10 protein-coding genes are annotated in these 19,293 nt (G+C 58.9%); 7 read left to right on the forward strand and 3 right to left on the reverse strand.

Annotated elements, in window-relative coordinates:
- Positions 1–7: 7 nt before the first annotated feature.
- From T370_RS0103265 to T370_RS0103290, 5 genes are all read left to right on the forward strand, one after another.
- The gene (locus T370_RS0103265) at positions 8–592 is read left to right on the forward strand and encodes an indolepyruvate oxidoreductase subunit beta (RefSeq protein WP_029434733.1); all 585 of its coding nucleotides are present in this window, start codon (positions 8–10) and stop codon (positions 590–592) included.
- A gap of 837 nt (positions 593–1,429) precedes the next feature.
- A complete protein-coding gene (locus T370_RS25890) occupies positions 1,430–1,702 on the forward strand; it encodes an amidohydrolase family protein (protein WP_029434735.1) in 273 nt (90 codons plus the stop codon).
- A gap of 262 nt (positions 1,703–1,964) precedes the next feature.
- The gene (locus tag T370_RS0103280; protein ID WP_005030670.1) at positions 1,965–2,930 is read left to right on the forward strand and encodes a TAXI family TRAP transporter solute-binding subunit; all 966 of its coding nucleotides are present in this window, start codon (positions 1,965–1,967) and stop codon (positions 2,928–2,930) included.
- Positions 2,931–3,009: 79 nt separating this feature from the next.
- The gene (locus tag T370_RS0103285) at positions 3,010–4,926 is read left to right on the forward strand and encodes a TRAP transporter permease (protein WP_029434736.1); all 1,917 of its coding nucleotides are present in this window, start codon (positions 3,010–3,012) and stop codon (positions 4,924–4,926) included.
- A 28-nt stretch (positions 4,927–4,954) separates the two neighbouring features.
- Positions 4,955–6,103 (forward strand): pyridoxal phosphate-dependent aminotransferase, encoded by a 1,149-nt coding sequence (locus T370_RS0103290; protein WP_029434737.1) that lies wholly within the window; start codon positions 4,955–4,957, stop codon positions 6,101–6,103.
- A gap of 139 nt (positions 6,104–6,242) precedes the next feature.
- On the opposite strand, the gene T370_RS0103295 is transcribed toward T370_RS0103290, so the two are convergent.
- Together T370_RS0103295 and T370_RS0103300 are read right to left on the reverse strand one after the other, a co-directional pair.
- The gene (locus T370_RS0103295; protein WP_162177130.1) at positions 6,243–14,435 is read right to left on the reverse strand and encodes an autotransporter outer membrane beta-barrel domain-containing protein; all 8,193 of its coding nucleotides are present in this window, start codon (positions 14,433–14,435) and stop codon (positions 6,243–6,245) included.
- Between the two features lie 1,237 nt (positions 14,436–15,672).
- Positions 15,673–16,272 carry a TetR/AcrR family transcriptional regulator gene (locus T370_RS0103300; RefSeq protein ID WP_029434739.1) on the reverse strand — a complete coding sequence of 200 codons (600 nt, stop codon included), beginning with the start codon at positions 16,270–16,272 and terminating at the stop codon, positions 15,673–15,675.
- A 128-nt stretch (positions 16,273–16,400) separates the two neighbouring features.
- Between T370_RS0103300 and T370_RS0103305 the strand changes: the two genes are divergently transcribed.
- The gene (locus tag T370_RS0103305; protein ID WP_029434740.1) at positions 16,401–16,814 is read left to right on the forward strand and encodes a rhodanese-like domain-containing protein; all 414 of its coding nucleotides are present in this window, start codon (positions 16,401–16,403) and stop codon (positions 16,812–16,814) included.
- 43 nt (positions 16,815–16,857) lie between these two features.
- Entirely contained in the window at positions 16,858–18,231 is a 1,374-nt protein-coding gene (locus tag T370_RS0103310) for an FAD-dependent oxidoreductase (protein WP_029434741.1), read from the forward strand.
- 136 nt (positions 18,232–18,367) lie between these two features.
- Here the strand turns inward: T370_RS0103310 and T370_RS0103315 are convergent, their stop codons facing one another.
- On the reverse strand, positions 18,368–19,270 hold the full coding sequence (locus tag T370_RS0103315) for a DMT family transporter (protein ID WP_005030655.1): 903 nt from the start codon (positions 19,268–19,270) through the stop codon (positions 18,368–18,370).
- Positions 19,271–19,293 lie beyond the last annotated feature (23 nt).

Here is a 19,293-nt window from a genome sequence, read left to right on the forward strand (position 1 = left end):
CCCGTTCATGCAAGCAACCCGTTTTCTCATCACCGGCGTCGGCGGACAGGGAACCATTCTGGCGAGCGACGTGCTCGCCGAGGTCGGGCTGCGGCTCGGCTACGACGCGAAGAAATCCGACATCCTCGGGCTGGCCGTGCGCGGCGGCTCCGTGGTCAGCCATATCATCTGGGGAGGCAAGGTCCGCGCGCCCATGATCGATGAAGGCTCCGCCGACTACTACATCAGCTTCGAATGGCTCGAAGGGCTGCGCCGCATGGCCTACACCAACCCGGACACCGTGATCCTCGCCAACGACTGGCGCATCGATCCCGTGGCGGTCAGCTCGGGTCAGGCCGAATACCCCGCCGTGGAAGGCATCCGGAACACCATGCGGGAACGCTGCGCCGCGCTCCACGTCCTCCCCGCCACCCCCATGGCCGTGGATATGGGCAACGCCCGTGTATTCAACAGCATCATCATGGGCAAGCTGTCCCTGCTCGTGGGCGGGGACGGGGACGTCTGGCGCTCCGCCGTGGCGGACACCGTCGCCCCCAAGGTACGCGACCTGAACGTCAGGGCCTTCGACGCCGGGCGTTCCTTCAGGCTGTAGGGCATCCCCCCGCACCACCAAGCAACTCTCCTGGCACACGATCGCTCTGGAGGGCGGCATCCTCTGCCCCGGCTTCGTCGACGGGCACAGCCATTCCGAACGTCCGCTGCTTTCCGGCGAACCCACCGACTGCAAAACCATGCAGGGCGTGGCCACCGAAAACCTCGGGCTGGACGGCATGTCCCCGCCCCTATGCGACCTATCCCCATATTCTGGGGAGGTACGCGCGCGAACTGGGTGTGCTGTCGCAGGAAGAGGCCATCCGCAAGATGACTTCGCTAACCGGCCCGCAAGATCCGGCTGGCGCACAAGGGCGTCACCCTGCCCGGATTTGACGCGGATCTCGTGGCCTTCAACGAGCGGACCGTGCTGGACACCAACGGCTGCGACAATCCCCGCGTCCATCCCGCCGGGATGCCCCATGTTCTGGAGAACGGGGCGTTTGTCGTCGGAAACGGCGTCATGACGGGTACGGGGCCCGGCAGGGCGATCAGGGAGTGGCCCTCTCGAGGCGGTTTCCGAAAGGCGGAGCCAAGGCGGTTGGTTCCCAAAAAGGTTTTCCGATCCGCGCACTTCGGATTGTTGGATCAAGGCGGCATGGGGTGTTGACGTTTCCCGGCCTTGAACCGGTTCTGCAACAAGCGGGGGATCCCATGCGAACAGTGCTTGTCAAAAACGGTATCATCGTTGATTCCGGCGCACTCAGGGCGCTGGGCATACTCATCGCCGGGGACAGGGCTCCGCACGGCACGCCCGGCGTGGAAACCCCGTTCGGCGTGACGTGGGATGAGGGCATCAACAGGGGGGCGCATCGCCGTCACGGATTTCGTCAGGATCATGAGCCAGAATCCGGCGAAAACATTCGGACTTTACCCGCAAAAAGGAACACTGCGGCCCGGTTCCGACGCCGATATGGTTCTTGTCGATCCGGGATGGCCCCGGACCGTACCCGAGCGCAATCCCCATCTCGTGGTGGGTTCCAGCATCTTTATGGGCAGACAATGCCTCGGCGGTCCCGTGACCGTCCTCCGCCGGGGGAAATCATCCGCAAACGCGGCGAAATCACGGGAGCCCTTCCCGGCCGCTTCCTCCCCGCGGGCCCCATCCTAAAGGGCTGACGCACCATTTCCCAAGCCTTTCGGGAACCAGCCGGAATATCGGCCGGGGTCTTCTCCCATTGCCGAATATAAGAATATATCTTTTTGAAAAAACTGAATAAAAAGTAGATAAAAAACCTTTACAGCCTTGTGATATTACCAGTAGTATACACTTAAAGATTCATGAAGGGCGAGATTTCGTCCACCTCCAGCAGGCCAAGGCAGCCACCCGGTTTTCTCATTCACGTCAAACCGCGTTTCTCAGGAGGATCATCATGCTCAAGCGTACACTGGCAGCTCTCATCGTTGCCCTGACCGCCTTCTGCGGCGGAACGGCACAGGCCGAGCCTCTCAAGCTCACCTTCTCCACCGGCTCCGTGGGCGGAGGCTTTTTCGCCGTAGGCAGCGGCATCGCGGGTTTCGCCTCGCAAAAGATCCCCGGCATCAGCATTACCGCGATCTCCGCCGCCGGCGTCGTGGAGAGCATCAACAGGCTGGAGCAGGGCAAGGCCGATTTCGCCATGCTCAATACGCAGGACCCGCCACTGGCGTGGGAAGGCAAGGCCCCCTACAAGAAGCAGTATCGGAACATGCGCGGCATGGGCATCCTGTACATGCAGGCCGCCCAGCCCTACACCCTCAAGTCCTCGGGCATCCGCACCTTCAAGGATCTCAAGGGCAAGACCCTCAGCGTGGGCGCTCCCGGCGGCACCATGCATCTCGACTTCTTCCGCTGGGTCGAAGCCAATGGGCTTGATCCCAAGAAGGATTTCGGCAAGGTGCTGTTCCTGCCCGCCAGCGAAGCCATGGAAGCGGTCAAGACCGGACAGGTGGACGTCGCCGTGGAACTGTCGTCCATCCCCTCGCCGCAGATCTCCGAACTCTCCATCCTGCGTCCCGTGCATATCCTCGAATTCCTGCCGGGAGCACGCGCCGACATGATGCAGAAGTACCCCCAATACCTGCCTACCACCATCGAAAAGGGAGCCTACAACGGCATCGACCAGCCCATCGAAACCGTAGGCACGGGCGCCATGTTCGCCTGCCGGGCCGACCTGCCGGACGACCTTGTCTATGAAATCGTCAAGACCGTCTACAGCCAGGAAGGCGTCGACTATCTGGGCAACGTCATCGCCGCGCTCAAGAGCATGAGCCCCAACCTTGCCGTCAGCTACAAGCCCATACCCCTGCATCCCGGCGCGGAACGTTATTTCCGCGAAATAGGCCTCATCAAGGATTGATTTACATTCGTTCGGCGCCTCCGGGGAGCCTCGGAGGCGCCTTCCCCCTTCCCTTACGGAAAGCCTACCGAGGAATACCATGAACGAAACGCCTCTCCATGAGCCGCTTATTGCCGAAGAAGGCAAGGAAAAGGAACGCGTCTTTACCGGCACCCCGGAACGGATCGTCAATATCTGCCTTGCGTCCATATCCGCGCTTATAATCTATTGGACCGTCTACGTCAGCGCCGACGTGATGTGGAAGCACGGCCTCTACATCATGACCGTCTTCTGTATGACGCTGGTCATTTACCCCTTCGAAAAAAAGCCGAAGGTCAACCACGTCTCCCTTGTGGACTGGCTGCTCATCATCGGCAGCATCGCCGGTTCGGCCTACGCCATCTGGGAATATCTGGATCGCTTCATGCGGCTGGGCATGTTGACGGAAATGGATATCTTCTTCGGCTGCCTGATGCTGTTCCTCGGCCTTGAGGTCGGGCGCAGGGTCATCGGCTGGTCGCTGACGCTAGTGTCCATCGTCCTCATCCTCTATTCGCTGTACGGATTCGTCATCCCCGGGCACTTCGGGCACGGCGGCTTCGATCTCGAAGCGGTGGTCACGCAGGTCTATGCGGGCATGGAAGGCTACTACGGGCTTTCCGCCAAGATGATGATCCAGTACGTGGCCCCGTTCATCCTCATGGGCGCTTTTCTGGAAAAGTCCGGAGCCGGGGATTTCTTCATCCGTCTGGCCTTCGCGCTCACCCGCAATACCGTGGGCGGACCGGCCAAGGCCGCCGTCATCGGCAGCGCGCTCCTCGGCTCCATCTCCGGCAGCGCCGTGGCCAACGTCTCTTCCACCGGCGTGCTGACCATCCCTATGATGAAGAAGGTCGGCTACCGGCCTCATGTGGCGGGCGCCATCGAAGCCGCCGCCTCCACGGGCGGGCAGATCATGCCCCCCATCATGGGCGCCGTGGCCTTCCTTATGGCCGAATTCACGCAGATCCCCTACCTTACCATCGTGACCGTCGCCACCGGCCCGATCATCCTGTATTACATCACGCTGATGGCCTTCATCCATTTTGAAGCCAAAAAGCACAACATCGGGCAAATGAAGGATCATCACATCCCCTCCGCCCGGACCGTCTGCAGCGAGGGGTGGCACTTCTTCGTCGCCATCATGGTCATCATCGTGATCATGGCCTTCGGGTATTCGCCGGGCATGTCCGCGCTCGGCGGGATCATCACCCTCATCGTGATCCACAGCATCAAAAGCCGTAAGGTCGACTTCAAGATGCTGTATGAAGCGATGGTGCTCGGCGGGCGCTACTCGCTCGGCATCGGCAGCCTCGTGGGTTGCATCGGCATCATCCTCTCGCTCGTCGGCCTGACGGGCGTCGGGCTCAAGCTCTCGTGGCTGTTCACGACCCTCGCCAACGGCAGCCCTCTCGTCGCCATCCTGCTCGTGGGCCTCATTTCCATGATCCTCGGCATGGGCCTTGCCAGCGGACCGGCCTACATCGTCACCGCCATTGCCGTAGGCCCCGCGCTGGCGGATATGGGCTTTCCGCTGATGACCGCCCACTTCATCATGATGTGGTTCAGCATCGACTCGGAAATCACGCCTCCGGTGGGCCTCGCCTCCATCGTGGGCGCGGGCATCGCCAACGCCGACCCCATGAAGACCATGTTTACGGCCTTCAAATACGCAAAAGCGTTGTATATCCTTCCCATTCTCTTCTACTACCGCCCCGCGCTGCTGCTTCAGTCGAGCCTGTTCGACATCGCGCTCACCTTCGTTACCGTCATGCTCGGCCTCATCGCTTTCGCGGCGGTCTGGGAGAACTACCTGATGCGCCGGACCACGCTGCTCGAACGCATCCTGCTGCTGGGCGGCGCGCTCCTGCTGTTCATTCCCGGCCATATCTGGGACTTCGCGGGCATCGGCCTCTTCATCATCGTCTACTGTCTGCAACGCTACTACTGTCCCGCCGGATTCCGGCAGACGGCCTAGCCCTTCCTCACGCTTCAAGGAGACCGCAATGCAACTCGCACTTCGCACGGAACACATCCCCTTTTCCAGCCTCTGCGCCTTTTTCGACGCGGCGGAAGCCCGACAGCGCGCCGGGCAGGACATCATCAACATGGTCATGGGCCGCCCGGACTTCCTCCCCGCGCCGCACATCAACGAAGCCGTCAAGAAGGCCGTCGACGACGGGCAGGTTCACTACACCTCCAATTACGGCCTCCTTGAACTGCGGCAGGAAGTGGCCCGCAAGCTGAAAGACGAAAACGGGCTCGGCTACGCCCCGGAAACCGAAATCGTCATCACGGCGGGCGTCTCCGAAGCGCTGCACCTGAGCATGGCCGCCCTGCTCAATCCCGGCGACGAGGCGCTCATACCCGCCCCCGCGTTTCTGAGCTACGGCAGTTGCGTACACATGGCGAGCGGCGTCCCGGTATTCGTGCCCACGGAACAGGCCAAGGGCTTCCAGCCCGAACCCGATGTTCTGGAGCGTCATATCACCCCGAAGACCAAGCTCATCCTCATCAACTCACCCCAAAACCCCACAGGAACGGTTTATCCGCGCGAAACGCTGCAAGGCATCGCGGATCTGGCGATCAGGCATGATCTCATCGTCGTCAGCGACGAAATCAATGAGAAGATCATCTTTGACGGCGAGGAACACATCAGCATCGCCTCTTTGCCCGGTATGCGCGAACGTACCGTCGTCCTGAACGGCTTTTCCAAAGCCTATGCCATGACAGGCTCGCGCATCGGGTACGCGGCGGGTCCGGAACGGCTCATAGCCCCCATCTATTGCGCGCATCAGTATTCCGCCATGTGCCCCTGCACCTATGCGCAGTGGGGGGCCGTCGCCGCTTTGCGCGGCCCGCAGGGACACATTGCGGATATGGTAAAAGAACTGGATCGCAGGCGGCTCATGCTGCTCGACCGGCTGGCCGCCATGCCCGGCGTTTCCTTCGTGCGCCCCAAGGGAGCGTTTTACATCATGGTAAGCATCCCCGGTCTGGGAACGCCCATGCAGGCCGCCGAATTTCTGCTTGACGCGGGGCTTGCCATCGTGCCGTGGGATGAGGAGCACCTCCGCATCTCCTACGCCAATTCGTATGAAAACCTGAGCATCGCCATGGACCGGATGGAAAAGGCCCTGCGCGGACGCTTCTGATTCTCCCTCCTCCCCCAAAAGCGGGCCTCCCGGCTTCCCAAAGGCCGGGAGGTTCCTCCTTCCCCCCACTCACCGAAACAGAAAGCCCGGCGACCGGAATATTCTCCGACCGCCGGGCTTTCTGTTTCTGATTGGGAGGTTAGAACTTGTAGGTGAAGCTCACGTTCACGCCATGTCCCGCCTTATGCTCCGAAGCGCGGATGCCGTAGTCGAGGCCGAACGAGATGTTGTCCTTCTGCACCTCAAGCCCGAGCGTGCCGTCAAAAGATACGCTGTCCATCATCCGGGCCTTGATCGTATCGGAAGCCGCGACGCCCGGCACCCGGACCTTGGTCTTTGCCTTGAGATCACCCGCAGCGGGCACTACGGAAAGGTCGGCCCTCGGCTTCACCTTCCAGCCGGACGACGTTTCAAAGTCGCGGCTGAAGCTCACGCCGATCGGGAATGTCCAGATCTCCTGCGTATCGCGTCCCACGCGGAACACGTCGTGATCGTCGATCCGAGATGTGAACCCATCCGTCCGCAGGTTGTAGTATCGTACCCCGACATGCGGCGTCACATCGGCCCAATCCGTTTCGAACCGGTATTCGCCGCGCAGACCCGCCGTCAGCACGCCCGTATCCACATCGGCCCTGAGCTGGCCGAGCTGCATGGTTGTGGGCAGATCCTGCTTCACCTCGTTCTTGTTGGCGGAATAACCGAGATCGCCCACGATATTGAACTGATCCCGCGACCAGCTCCCGTACAGGTTCATGCCCCAGAAATCGAAATCATTCTTGGTCGCGTTGAAATCCCCACGGGAACGGGCCGTACCGCTTCCGGCGTTCAGGGCCATGCCGACCCGGAAATCGCCGAACGCGTAGTCGCCGCCAAAGACGATGCCGCCGAAATCGGCATTATAGCCGCCATCAAGAGAGCCCGCGCCCAAATTGCGCGCGTGTTCCGCTCCATACAGGGCATTGATCCAGAGGTTCAATCCGTCCTTACGAATGGCCCCTTCACGCGTGGTGGTCATATGTGAAAGCGACGCGTGATCCTGAATCGCCCGAACCGGGGCATCCGCCGCCGCGACGGCCATACCCTGCACGCCTCCGGCCACGGCGATCTGCGCCGCGCCGTCAACAGTATGCACCGTGTCCGCCTTGGGCAGATGGTTTTCATTCACCGCCCGAGAGAGGAACCGGATGCCCATGTTGCCGCTTTCGGTGTCGTTCAGCCCCTTGCCCCAGATGGCATCCATCGTGTTGACGAGGGAAAGCCCCCGGAAAACATCGGACGAGCGCCGGGCTGTGGCCTGTACCTTCATCGAACCGTCGGCATCCTTGCCCAGCACAAGCCCAATGAGATTATCCGGCGTGGAAAGGTTGTCTCCGTTCCAGCCCTGCACGTTGCTGACCGAGAATCCGGACGTAATCGCGTATTCGCCCTGCGTGATGTTGTCGATAAGCAGCTTGGCGCCCGCATCCACATTCAGCGTCCCGCCCTGGGACGTCAACGCCGCGGCGCCGTTGAGACCGCTCCCGTCAACGAGCAGCAAAGAACCGTCAGCGAAAGTCGCCGTATTCGGAGTCAATACCGGAGCGCTGGTCTTGGTTCCGTCCACCATCACCGCGCCTAGCGTACCGTTCAACGTCTGCGGCTTCCGGATAGCCAGCGCGGCGGTTACGCCGTTCTGTCCCCACTGGAGGCTGGATCTGCCGAACGCGTCCAGCGCCCAACCGGTATCCGTGTCACCCAACACGAGCAGGGAATTCTGCCCCGCCGTGAGCAACCCGTCTATTTCATTGTTCACAAAGGTGAAGACGCCGTGCGACGCATCAGCCAATGCATCATTGCCCTTCCACGCGGGATCAAGGAATACCCTGCCGCCCTGCAACTGAGCCTGACGGGCGACCACTCTACCGGCGCTCCCTTGATCGCCGATGTTGAGCTGGACATCGGAAGATGTGGTCAAGACGTCCGCCGCCAGCGTTCCCGCAACCTTGATATCTCCCTTGGAGGCTGTGACGGACGAAGAATCCACAGCGCCGGAGACATTCAGGGCACCTCCGGAAAGTTCGACAGAAGCGGAAGTCAGCTTGCCGGAAACATTCGTCTGCCCATCGGCCTGACGTATCGTCGATTGGAGATGTGCCCCCTCGGCAATGTTGATCGTGCCGCCGTTGTTGTTCATCCCGGCGACGTCCGCCGTGCCGGTGGTTTCATTGGCTTCACCCGTGATGACGTGCGTTCCCGCACGGACATTGACGGTGCTCGCCGCGGCGATTTCTATATTTCCCGAGAGCGTGCCGCCGGAATCCATGACCGGCGTGCCAAGGTTCAGCACACCAAATGCCCCTTCCCCAGTACCTCCTACATGAACATTGACGGGATTTCCCCCTGCCGTGACCAAAGGCGTATCGGAGGAACCTCCAACCAATGTCAGATAATGGCCGCCCACTACGGAGATATTCCGACCGGAGGAACCGAGATCGATGTTCTTCCCACCAATGCTGCCGCTTATCGAGTCCGTCTTGTCGTCCTTCGCACTCGCGCCGACAACGAAATCCTTGCCCGAATCCGAACTTGTGCCGGTAGTGATGGTTACATTGCCAAGAACAATATTGTTGGCGTGGTTATTGTTCAATTCGTCAACGGAGACCTTTCCCGTGCGATCTTCATCGGGCTTCGGTTCAGGAGCGGGGGGAGTCGGGTCAGGCTCCACAGGGGGAACCGGATCTGGGCCAGGATCCACAGGAGGAACCGGATCTGGGTCAGGCTCCACAGGGGGAACCGGATCTGGGACAGGATCTACATACCCCGTTCCGATGAATGTGATCTCCTTCGCGGAGGTGGAGCCAGCCCCCTCACCCGCTTCTACGTTGTTCGCTCCCAATGAATCAGCCGCTGCCTGAGCGTACGTAAGGTTGTACAGAGCGTCATTGAACGCTATCAGTCCAGAATCAAAGCTCCAATTGTCTCCGCTCAGCTTTACGGCACCGGGATCCTTGTTATCCCCCTCCGCGTTCAATCCGTTTATGAAGATCTGTCCCGTTCCGGTCTCCAGGATGCCACCAGCAAGGATCAGCTTGCCGCCAGCGACATTGTTCCCTTCACCTCGGGCAACAAAGGAAAACGCAGGCATCTTCAATCTGCCGCCCGTAATGGTCACCGTATTCTTGATGAGCCACTTCTGAGCAATTTCCGTGCGCCCGCCCTCAAAGGCAGCCGTTCCCAGAAAACCATCCATCGAGGCATTGAACAGCAATGTACCGCTCCCCGTCTTCTTCAGGGCCGGCGTTGCGCTTTGAGACGACAGCGCATCATTAAAGACGACCTTGCCGTCTCCCGTGATGTCCAGACTGGAACCGTCGCCCATGAAGATCGCGTTCGAGCCCGTGGAGTCCGTATTCCCGTTGAACACGATCTCCTGCCCCGCGCCGGGATTGAGGGTAATGGAACGGGTGTTGTAAATGGCCCCGCCAAGCCCGCCGGCCGTATTGCCCGTGAAGCGCGCTCCGCCGTTGAATGCGAGGGAACCATCCGTAGTCGAGGTAAAATAGTTATAAACGGCACCGCCATAGGTTGCCCTATTCCCGGAAAAGACCACGTTGCCGGAAGTGGTCAGCTGGCCGTTATTGAATACGGCGCCCCCATAGCCGGCGCTGTTGCCCTCGAAGCTACTGTCCGCAATGGCGAGATTCGAACTACCGCTGATCCCCGAATAGATGGCCCCGCCGTTGCCGGTATTGGCCTGATTTTCCTTGAATACGGCATCTGTAAACGCGATATCCGAGGTGCCGCTGCCGCCCAAATAGACGGCACCGCCCGAGGTGGCGGTATTGCCCTCAAATACCACATCCGAGGCGGCTACATTCACCGTACCGCCAACGCTCGCCGACGCGTACACAGCCCCGCCGTAGGTGCCGCTGTTCTTTCCGAAAACTGTGTCGACAAACGTGAGCTTCGCGGAGGCATCCTTGCCACCCAGTACGTAAATCGCTCCGCCCTTGACGGCCTGGTTGCCTTGCAGCCTCGTTCCGCTTCCCAGATCCACGGTACCGTTCTGGACATAAACGGCGCCACCGTTCGTGGTTGCGCTGTTCCCCTCGAACAGCGTGCCCGCGTCACTCCCCGCTTCGCCGGAAGTAGTCGTCAGCATGCCGTTTTTGTCAATGAAGAACGCTCCGCCGTTCGTGGCGGTGTTCGCGGCGAACGTCGTGTCCGTGACACTCGCGGTTCCGCCGCCGGCGAGAAGGACGGCCCCGCCTCCCGCGGCCTTATTCTCTTCCATCCGGGAGTCGACGAGGACTATCGAGCCCCCGGCGCTATAGATGCCGCCGCCGTAGTTCGACGTGGCCACGTTCTTTCTGAACGTCGTGCCTGTCGCACTCACCTGCCCAGTGGAGTAAACAGCTCCGCCCGCCTGGGCCTGGTTGGATTCCACAACGGAACCGGTTCCGAGGCTCAACGCGCCGGTTACGGCAATCGCACCGCCCATGTACGAAGTCGTATTGCCTCGGACAATGGCCCCTTCTCCCATGCTCACGGAGCCCAGACTGTATATCGCACCGCCGTAATGGTAGCTCTCGTTGTTTGCAATGACCGCATTCTTGCCGAAGCGGACAGCGCCCTTTCCATCCAGGAAAATAGCCCCGCCGCCGTAGCCTCCGCCGCCTATGGCCAGCGCGGTCGAATTGCCGGACAGGACGGCATTGTCACCAAACGCCACGCCCTTCTTGGAGAAAATAGCCCCGCCGCCCTTGGTGGCATCCCCGGCCGAATGGTTGTTGAGGAGCGACACGTTGTCGCCAAAAAGGATTTCCCCACTCGAAGAGGCGACCGACGCGTGGTAAGGCATCAGCCCGGTGCCCCAGTTCTGGATGGTCAGAGGCCCGTCCGACGTGACGCGCACCCCGGAATCGCCGCCGTGGATCAGACACGCATACGTGTCGCTGGCATCTGACGTCTTGCTGCCGTCATAGACCCCGGACAGGAAACGGTACTCGCTCGCCTGCCCCGGGTCCGTCTTCACGGTGATGACGTCCGCGATCGCGATAGGAACCCCGGAGCTGTCCAGCCATCCTCCCACGGTTCCGTCCGAAGCGGCATCGGACTTGTTGCCCGTATAATAATACGGAGAAAGGGGCCCCGGATTGGGAATGTTCACATACGTCCCGGTGAACGTGATCTCCTTTGCGGAACCCGAGCAGGACGCCTCCGCCCCGACGTTACTGGCTCCCAACAACAGGGCCGCGGCCTGGGCATAGGTCAAGTTGTACTTGGCGTCGTCGAACGCAATCAAGCCGGAATCAAAGCTCCAGTTGTCTCCGTTCAGCTTCACGGAGCCGGGATTTCTGGCGTCTCCTTCGGCATTCAGGCCGTTGGCGAAGATCTGCCCTGTCCCCGTCTCCAGGATGCCGCCGGCCAGAACCAGCTTGCCGCCCGTAACGGCGTTCTCCGCGTCCTGCGACGCAAAGGAGAACTCGGACATCTTCAGCTTGCCGCCCGCGATGGTGATCAGGTTCTTGATGAGCCACTTTTCGGCAATGCTCGTAAGCCCGCCCTCGAAAGAGGCCGTGCCCAGGAAGCCGTCCATTGAAGCGTTGAGGAGCAGTTCCCCGCTCCCCGTCTTCTTCAGGGCCGGCGTTGCGCTTTGAGACGACAGCGCATCATCAAAGACGACCTTGCCGTCTCCCGTAATGTCCAGACTGGAACCGTCGCCCATGAAGATCGCGTTCGAGCCCGTGGAGTCCGTATTCCCGCTGAACACGATCTCCTGCCCCGCGCCGGGATTGAGGGTAATGGAACGGGTGTTGTAGATGGCTCCGCCAAGTCCGCTGGCCGTATTGCCGATGAAGCGCGCTCCGCCGTTGAATGCGAGGGAACCCGCACTCACGGCGTTGCCGTCCTTATCCTCGGAGAAATCGTTATAAACGGCGCCGCCGTCCGTCGCGCTGTTCCCGGAGAAAACGGCTCCGTCGGCAAACGTCAGCTGGTGCACGTTGAATACGGCTCCGCCACCGTCGGCAGCGGCGTTTTCAATAAAGGAAGCCTTGCCCAGAGAAGCAATCCCTTCGTTATAAAGCCCTCCGCCCACTCCAGCCGTATTCTTGGAAAACGTGGATTCCGCCGCCATGTTCAGCGTATTCAGGTTGCAAACGGCACCCCCGATCTTGCCGGCCGTGTTCTCAACAAACGAGACAGGACCGTTGAAGCGCACGTCGCCTTCGTTGATGATCGCTCCGCCATAGCTTCCCGCGCTGTTTTGAGTGAACGTCGCGGATCCCAATACCGCCTTGGCGGGCAGTTGGGGGCTCCAATCGCATACGGCTATGGCGCCGCCTGTGGACTTGGAGCTATTTCCCGTAAACGTGGCGCCGTCATCGATACTCAGCTCTCCCGACTGCACTTCGATGGCCCCGCCGTTCCCTCCGGAACCCAGCAATTCAACGCTGTTGTTCTTGAAAAGGGCGTTCTTCCCGATGTGTACATACTTTACGCGGCGCGCGCCGGACGCATAGTCGGGATCAGTGAGGTAGTCTTCATAATCGTCAACCACATTCAGCGCGCCGCCTCTGCGGCCCTTGTTGCCTTCAAAGACAACGTTGTCGCCGATCGTGGTAAACGATTCGCTGTAGAGGCCGCCTCCAGAACCTCCCGTACAGTTGATAAAACCGACGTTGTTTCCTATTTCCACAATACCGTGAGCAGTCCTGACGGCTCCGCCGGCACCGTCACCTACGCTTTCCGTATTCCTGAATTGGACGCCGTCACCGATAATCAGCTTTGCGGTACTCTTCCAGTTATCGGCAAAGTACCCCATATCAAAGAAAATGGCCGGGCCGAAGGACACGGGCCCTTCGTATCTGTCGCCAGAAGACGTCTTCAAGCCGTCAAAGGCAATATTCTGGATGGAAACAGTCCCGGAATCCATCCCCTTGAACCACAGGCCCGGGTAGGCTCCGCTTATCGTGTGCCCGTTGCCGTCGATGGCCAATGAGCGAGCGACGGGTGTGGTTCCCTGCAAGCGCTTGGATAAAACGATATCGCTTCCCAGCTTGATGCTGTCGATTCCGGTATCCAAAACGGCCTTTTGCAGCGTTTCAAAGCTGTCAGGATCTCCAGGGGGCAACTCGACAAGCGTTCCGGTGAACGTGATCTCCTTTGCGGAGCCCGAGCCGGACACATTGTCCGCCGCAACATTACCAGCCCCCAGCAGACCGGCCGCTGTCTGGGCGTATACAATGTTGTACTTGGCGTCATCAAACGCGATCACCCCTGAGTCAAACTTCCAATTGCTGTCGCTCAGCTTCACCGCGCCGGGGTCCTTCATATCCCCGTCCACGTTCAAAGCGCTCGTAAAGATCTGTCCCGTTCCCGTTTCCAGCGTACCGCCCGCAAGAGTAAGCTTGCCTGTCTTTTGGAAGGACAAGGTAGGAGCGACAAGTGCGCCACCCGTCACGGCTAACTGCGCCTTGCCAAAATACCCGGCTGCACCTTCACTCAAGAACGTCGTTCCGCCCTTTTGATTAAACACTCCGCTAAAATTGGAAATATCGCCATAGAATGCAAGAGAACCTGCGTTCTCCTTGTTGATTGTACCGGAGGAACCGGTAACACTCCCCCTCACCTTTGAATCCGCGCTTTCCTTCGTGACGGGGACATTGATCGGCGTAGGGTTATAGGCAAAGGTCACGGAAGCGCCGACCTGCTCTCCGGCCTTGATACTCGTGACAATCGCCTTGTCCGCATTTATAGTCGTAGGCCCATCAAACCGGACGTCTGCGAAAACATTCTCATTGCCGCCCCCCTCAACAAAGACGCCCGTGCTTCCCGTTATATTGATTCGCTGTCCCGTGAGGGAAACGCTTCCTCCCTGATTATTTATGCCATAACCTGAAGAATTCAGCGTTACGGCCTTCCCGTCGGTACCTAGGGAGATAACCGGGCAGATACCGGCTTGAGTCGAATAATCATAACGGTAGGTCGTATAAAGAGCACTACCGGATGCGCTACCCGTAACCGCAATCTCGACATCCCCAAGAAAGCTCATATCAGCTTTGCCGGAAGCGGTAATACCCTTTGCATCAAAGGGGGCATTGGTAACCAAACGTAACGAGGTAGGGCCAGAGACGACCATTTTGCCTGAGTCATTTGATATACCAAGCACTGAGGCAAAAGAGTCTTGCCCTGTCTGCGTTGCCGTCAGATCAAGATTCCCGGCAAGCTGCACATCGGAGGAACTCGCCGTAAGCTGGATACCCGTTGTAGCCTTGTTTCCCTCCACCACGATATCCAGATCCGTATCAGCACTTGTTTTGACCGTACCATCAGCACAGTTGATACCCACGCTGTTGGAATCCGTATTTTTTGATTCAATCAATACGGACTTACTGGCAAAGCCAATCATACCTCCATACTTGACGAAGGCCCCATTGGCATTGTTCCCTGTAGACGCTTTCGCCCGTAATGTCGTCCTGTCCCCTCCAAAAACCAGATTTCCCCCTGCCGCTGCAGCAACAAATGAGGCATACCCATTGGAGCCGTTCATCACGGCTTCGGCTTCACCAGTAATATCCCCAGAAAGAGTCAGCGTTCCTTTACTTTCACTCAAAAAAGCGCACACGCCCAACAGCTTTCCGCCGCCCACCATTGAGAAGGTTCCTGTCCCCACAAAAGAACCGGAACTTCCCGAACCAGCTACATGGAAAGCCGACGCGTATTGATCATAGTCAGAATAATCCTTTAAATAGATCCCATCAGCATTTCCAACAGCCATCGGACTGCCGTTGGACATGGAAATATCAAGTTGCCCTTGCCCCGACACATTGATGAGATACCGCAGCGCAGGCTCGGTCGACCGGAGACTTATATCCCCAACCCCAATAATATTTCGGGTATCTCCTGATAAAGATATCGGGGAAATGTCGCCTGATAATTCCTCCGCGCCGGCAAACCCCGCGTTTCCCGCGACAAGCATGCCGGCCACTGCTAATGACCCGAATACGTTCATCATGCGACACTTCCGCAGGACGGCACGGTACCTGTTGACCAGGTTCCCGATAGCTCCTCTCGATAAGGTCATGATTACATCCTCCTCAGGATGGATTTGAAACTTACGGCGTTAAAGATGTAGTTATTTCCCGATGAAAAAAGCCCACGCCGAGAGGCGCGGGCTTTTCACCGAGCGGAACCGAATACACTACGAGAGAGAGAGAGAGAGAGAGAGAGAGAGAGAGAGAGCCGGAACGGCAACACCGGATAATCTTCATTTTGGCCTCCCTTCCCCTATTCCGCTGACAGTTTTAAATACATTATATACCCGCATATTTTTCTTTACAAGATTCGGCTCAACAAAAGTGAAGAGGTATGAAAATCTTATTAAAACAAAAAACATGTTATAAAGACAAAACCAGTTTATAAAAACAAGTGACGCACGTTAAATAAGGCGATAAAGACTCTATAAAACGAGAAGGCACGAATATATGAACATTCGTGCCTTCTTCCCAAAATTTCTTTTGCCAAAAGAGTAAAAAATAAATTATTTCAATTAAATTTTTCCGTATTCTGCAGGCTGGCGGAGCGTCTTATGCCTCTAGGGAGGCTACGGCTTCATCCGTAAACAACGCTGTCAGCGTCTGCCTGACAACAACCTTTCCAGCGGCTTTATCAGGGCGCATCCGGGCCATGACTTTGAGGCCCCAAACCTGCACTTGCACGTACAGTGCCGCATCTTCCGGCGTCACCTCTGGCCGCAAGCCCGGCGCACGCTTGAGCGCGTCCTTGATTCTGCCGCGTATCTGCTCCATATAATCCGCTACCGCCATTGCGAAATCCGGCGTATCCGTCGAAATGTTGGTGACGGTGTTTACCAGAAAGCACCCTCGCGCACGCGGGTCCTCAAAACTGCCCATGGCATGTTCCAAGATGGCGCGTACTTGTCCGGCTCCCGGCTGCGTCGCGGCCAGCAAGGCTTCAAGCGCGTCGATTGTCTCCTTGGCATACAGGTCCAGCGCCGCAAGCATGATCCCTTTTTTGCTGCCGAACCGGGCATAGAGGCTTGCCGCGTTGACTCCCGTCTCCTGGACGATGACGCTGATGGGCGTCGCCGCGTACCCGCGCTCCCATAGGCAATCAATGATTTCACGCAGTAACATCGTATGATCATAGGATGGTGGCCTTCCCATTGCAAACTCCTTCATCACTTGCCATCAAAAACCGCTTGACAGAAACGGTCACCCGAGTATTTTAATGAGCGTTAAATAAAAAGCAACAGAGGCATTTTGCCCACAGCCGCATACCCCTGGAGGTCGCTATGCATTCTCTTCGTTCCAAATGGTTTGCCGTACTCTTGGCTTACATTTTCATGTTCGCGGCATACGGCCACTCCCCCGCCGCCGAACTCCCGCAGATCGGCGCGCTCGCCCCGGCTGAAGCCCTGCAGCTGATGGACACGCTTGGCGACAAGCTGACCGTCATCGATGTCCGTACCGAGCAGGAATACGCCCAAGGCCACGTCCCCGGCGCTCTGCTCCTTCCGATCCAGACACTGCGCGAACATATGGGTCAAGTCCCCGCCGACGGCTCCGTCCTGCTCCTCTGCCGGACCGGACGCCGGGCTGAAACGGCCTACGACATGATCCGGGAAGCGTACCCTCAGAAGAAGAATCTATGGTTTCTCAAAGGAATACCCGTATACGGCAATGACGGCTCATTTACTTTCAAGTAAGACCTTCTGAAAAGCCCGCAACTGCCGACAAGGAGAATATGCCATGCAACAGCGCTATAACGCCATCATTATCGGATTCGGGAAAGGAGGCAAGACGCTGGCCGCCTATCTCGCGGATCAAGGACAATCCGTTGCCATCGTCGAACGCTCGGACAAAATGTACGGCGGCACCTGCATCAACATCGCCTGCATCCCCACCAAGACGCTGGTCTACGAAGCGCATAAGAGCCTGTGCCGCGGAGAGCGCAGCTTTGAGGAAAAGGCCGCCGACTATCGGCGCGCCATCGCCCGCAAGAACGAAGTGACCGGTTTCCTGCGCGGTAAAAACTACGCCATGCTTGCCGACCGGGACAATGTGGACGTCATCACGGGGACGGCCTCGTTCGTTTCCCCGCATGAAGTCGAAGTCAAAACGGCGGACAAAACCCTGCTCCTCTCCGGCGAACGCATCTTCATCAACACCGGCGGCGAAACCGTCATCCCGCCCATTGAAGGCGTCCGCGAAAACCCGCGAGTCTACACCAGCACCACCATGCTGGAGCTGGAAGACCTGCTCCGCCGTCTGGTCATCCTCGGCGGCGGGTATATCGCGCTGGAATTCGCCTCGTTCTACGCGGAATTCGGTTCACGGGTCACCATACTGGAACGCGGTTCCCGCTTCCTTGCCCGCGAAGACGCCGATGTGGCCGACAGCGTCCGCAAGGCGCTGGAAAACAAGGGCGTAACAATCATAACCGGTGCATCCGCCAGTGCCGTACGCGACGCCGGGGATGAAGCCGAGGTCCGTTTCATTCTCGACGGAACGGAGCAGGCGTTGCCCGCGGATGCCATCCTGCTCGCTACGGGCCGCCGCCCGCTCACGGCGGGGCTCAACCTTGAAGCCGCTGGCGTGAAGACAACGGAACAAGGCGCGATTGCCGTGGACGAACGCCTGCAAACCTCCGTTCCGCATATCTGGGCTCTCGGCGACGTCAAAGGCGGCCCGCAGTTCACGTACATTTCGCTGGACGACTTCCGCATCGTCCGGGATGCCCTTTACGGAGAGGGCAAGCGCGTCGCCAGCGACCGCGATCCCGCGTATACCGTATTCATGGACCCCCCTCTCGGTCGCGTGGGGCTCACGGAACAGGCCGCCCGCGACAAAAACCTCGACATCAAGGTTGCCGTCCTTCCTGCGGCAGCCATCCCCCGCGCCCGGTTGATGGGTGAAACCACGGGTATGCTCAAGGCCGTAGTGGACGCAAAAACCGGAGCCATATTGGGTTGCGCCCTGCATTGCGCCGATGCCGGAGAGATGATCAATGTCGTGGAAACGGCCATCCGTGCGGGTAAAGGCTACACCTTCCTGCGGGATATGATCTATACCCATCCTTCCATGACGGAAGCCTTGAACGATCTCCTCTCGAAAATCAAGTAATCGCGCTGGTAACTTATATAGAGAGAGGAAGGGAGGAAGCCTAGGGTTTCCTCCCTTCCTTGCTTTTCTCGGCAATCAGCGCACATTCAGCCCATCATTCTCCGCATATAGGGAACCACGCGCAAGCGCCAGTCCGTCAGTGCCGCATTGCCGCCCGCCGGGCCCTCTCGGCCCGCTGGCCTGAGATGTGAAACAATGCCAGCCCGGAGAGGATGAGCGCGCCCCCGATCCATGTTTCCACGCCTGGCAGCTCGCTGATCACCACATAGCCGAGCACAAACGAAAGCAGCGGCGTCAAAAACATGAACTTGGTCACGTCACTGGTGGTCGCAGCAAAAGAAAGCGCCTTCGCCCATAACAGATACGCCAGCGCACTCGGGAAAACGCCCAGAAAGATCACCGCGATCACATGGGAAAGAGGGGCCGACTCGATCTGGCGTATGGATTCCGGCAAAAAGCCCGCAAGCATCACCGTTGCCGTAAAAAAACTGTAGGCCGTTATCTGGAGCGACGTATACCCGTTTGCATAGAGCCGCTGGATCACGTTGTACGCACTGATGGCAAGGGCGGCCCCGAGCATCCAGAATACCCCGGCGTTGATTGAAACGCTCCCGTTCCACAGCATGAGGACGAGCACCCCGAGGAACGCAAGCCACAGCGCAATCCACGCAAGCCGCGTCAAACGTTCCCGGAATACGACGGACGCCATCAGCGCCGTAATGATGGGCGCGGTGGCAATGAGGATACATCCCGTGGCCGCCGTCAGCGTCTCGGAGCCTTTATTGAAGATGAACAGATAGATGGAAAACCCGAGCGCGCCGGAAAGCGTGAACCGGGGCAACTCGCGCCAGCTAAGCATCCTCACCCCCTTGCAGCGCAACACGGCATAGAGCACCACGGACGCGATGGCGCAACGCAGGAACCCGAGCGCGGTTGACGAAAAAGACAGCAACGCCACTTTCGTGAATACGAATGCGGACGACCACAGGACTACGGTGGCGAAGGCATACCACTGGCTCGAAACGGCTCCGGTTTTCATCTCTTCTCCGCGCATTCGGGGTA

This window comes from Bilophila wadsworthia ATCC 49260 (genome assembly GCF_000701705.1).
Lineage (GTDB): Bacteria > Desulfobacterota > Desulfovibrionia > Desulfovibrionales > Desulfovibrionaceae > Bilophila > Bilophila wadsworthia.

Coding starts and splice junctions, on each gene's coding strand:
- T370_RS0103265 (WP_029434733.1), top strand. CDS start 8: ATGCAAGCAACCCGTTTTCTCATCACCGGCGTCGGCGGACAGGGAACC.
- T370_RS25890 (WP_029434735.1), top strand. CDS start 1,430: ATGAGCCAGAATCCGGCGAAAACATTCGGACTTTACCCGCAAAAAGGA.
- T370_RS0103280 (WP_005030670.1), top strand. CDS start 1,965: ATGCTCAAGCGTACACTGGCAGCTCTCATCGTTGCCCTGACCGCCTTC.
- T370_RS0103285 (WP_029434736.1), top strand. CDS start 3,010: ATGAACGAAACGCCTCTCCATGAGCCGCTTATTGCCGAAGAAGGCAAG.
- T370_RS0103290 (WP_029434737.1), top strand. CDS start 4,955: ATGCAACTCGCACTTCGCACGGAACACATCCCCTTTTCCAGCCTCTGC.
- T370_RS0103300 (WP_029434739.1), bottom strand. CDS start 16,272: ATGGGAAGGCCACCATCCTATGATCATACGATGTTACTGCGTGAAATC.
- T370_RS0103305 (WP_029434740.1), top strand. CDS start 16,401: ATGCATTCTCTTCGTTCCAAATGGTTTGCCGTACTCTTGGCTTACATT.
- T370_RS0103310 (WP_029434741.1), top strand. CDS start 16,858: ATGCAACAGCGCTATAACGCCATCATTATCGGATTCGGGAAAGGAGGC.
- T370_RS0103315 (WP_005030655.1), bottom strand. CDS start 19,270: ATGAAAACCGGAGCCGTTTCGAGCCAGTGGTATGCCTTCGCCACCGTA.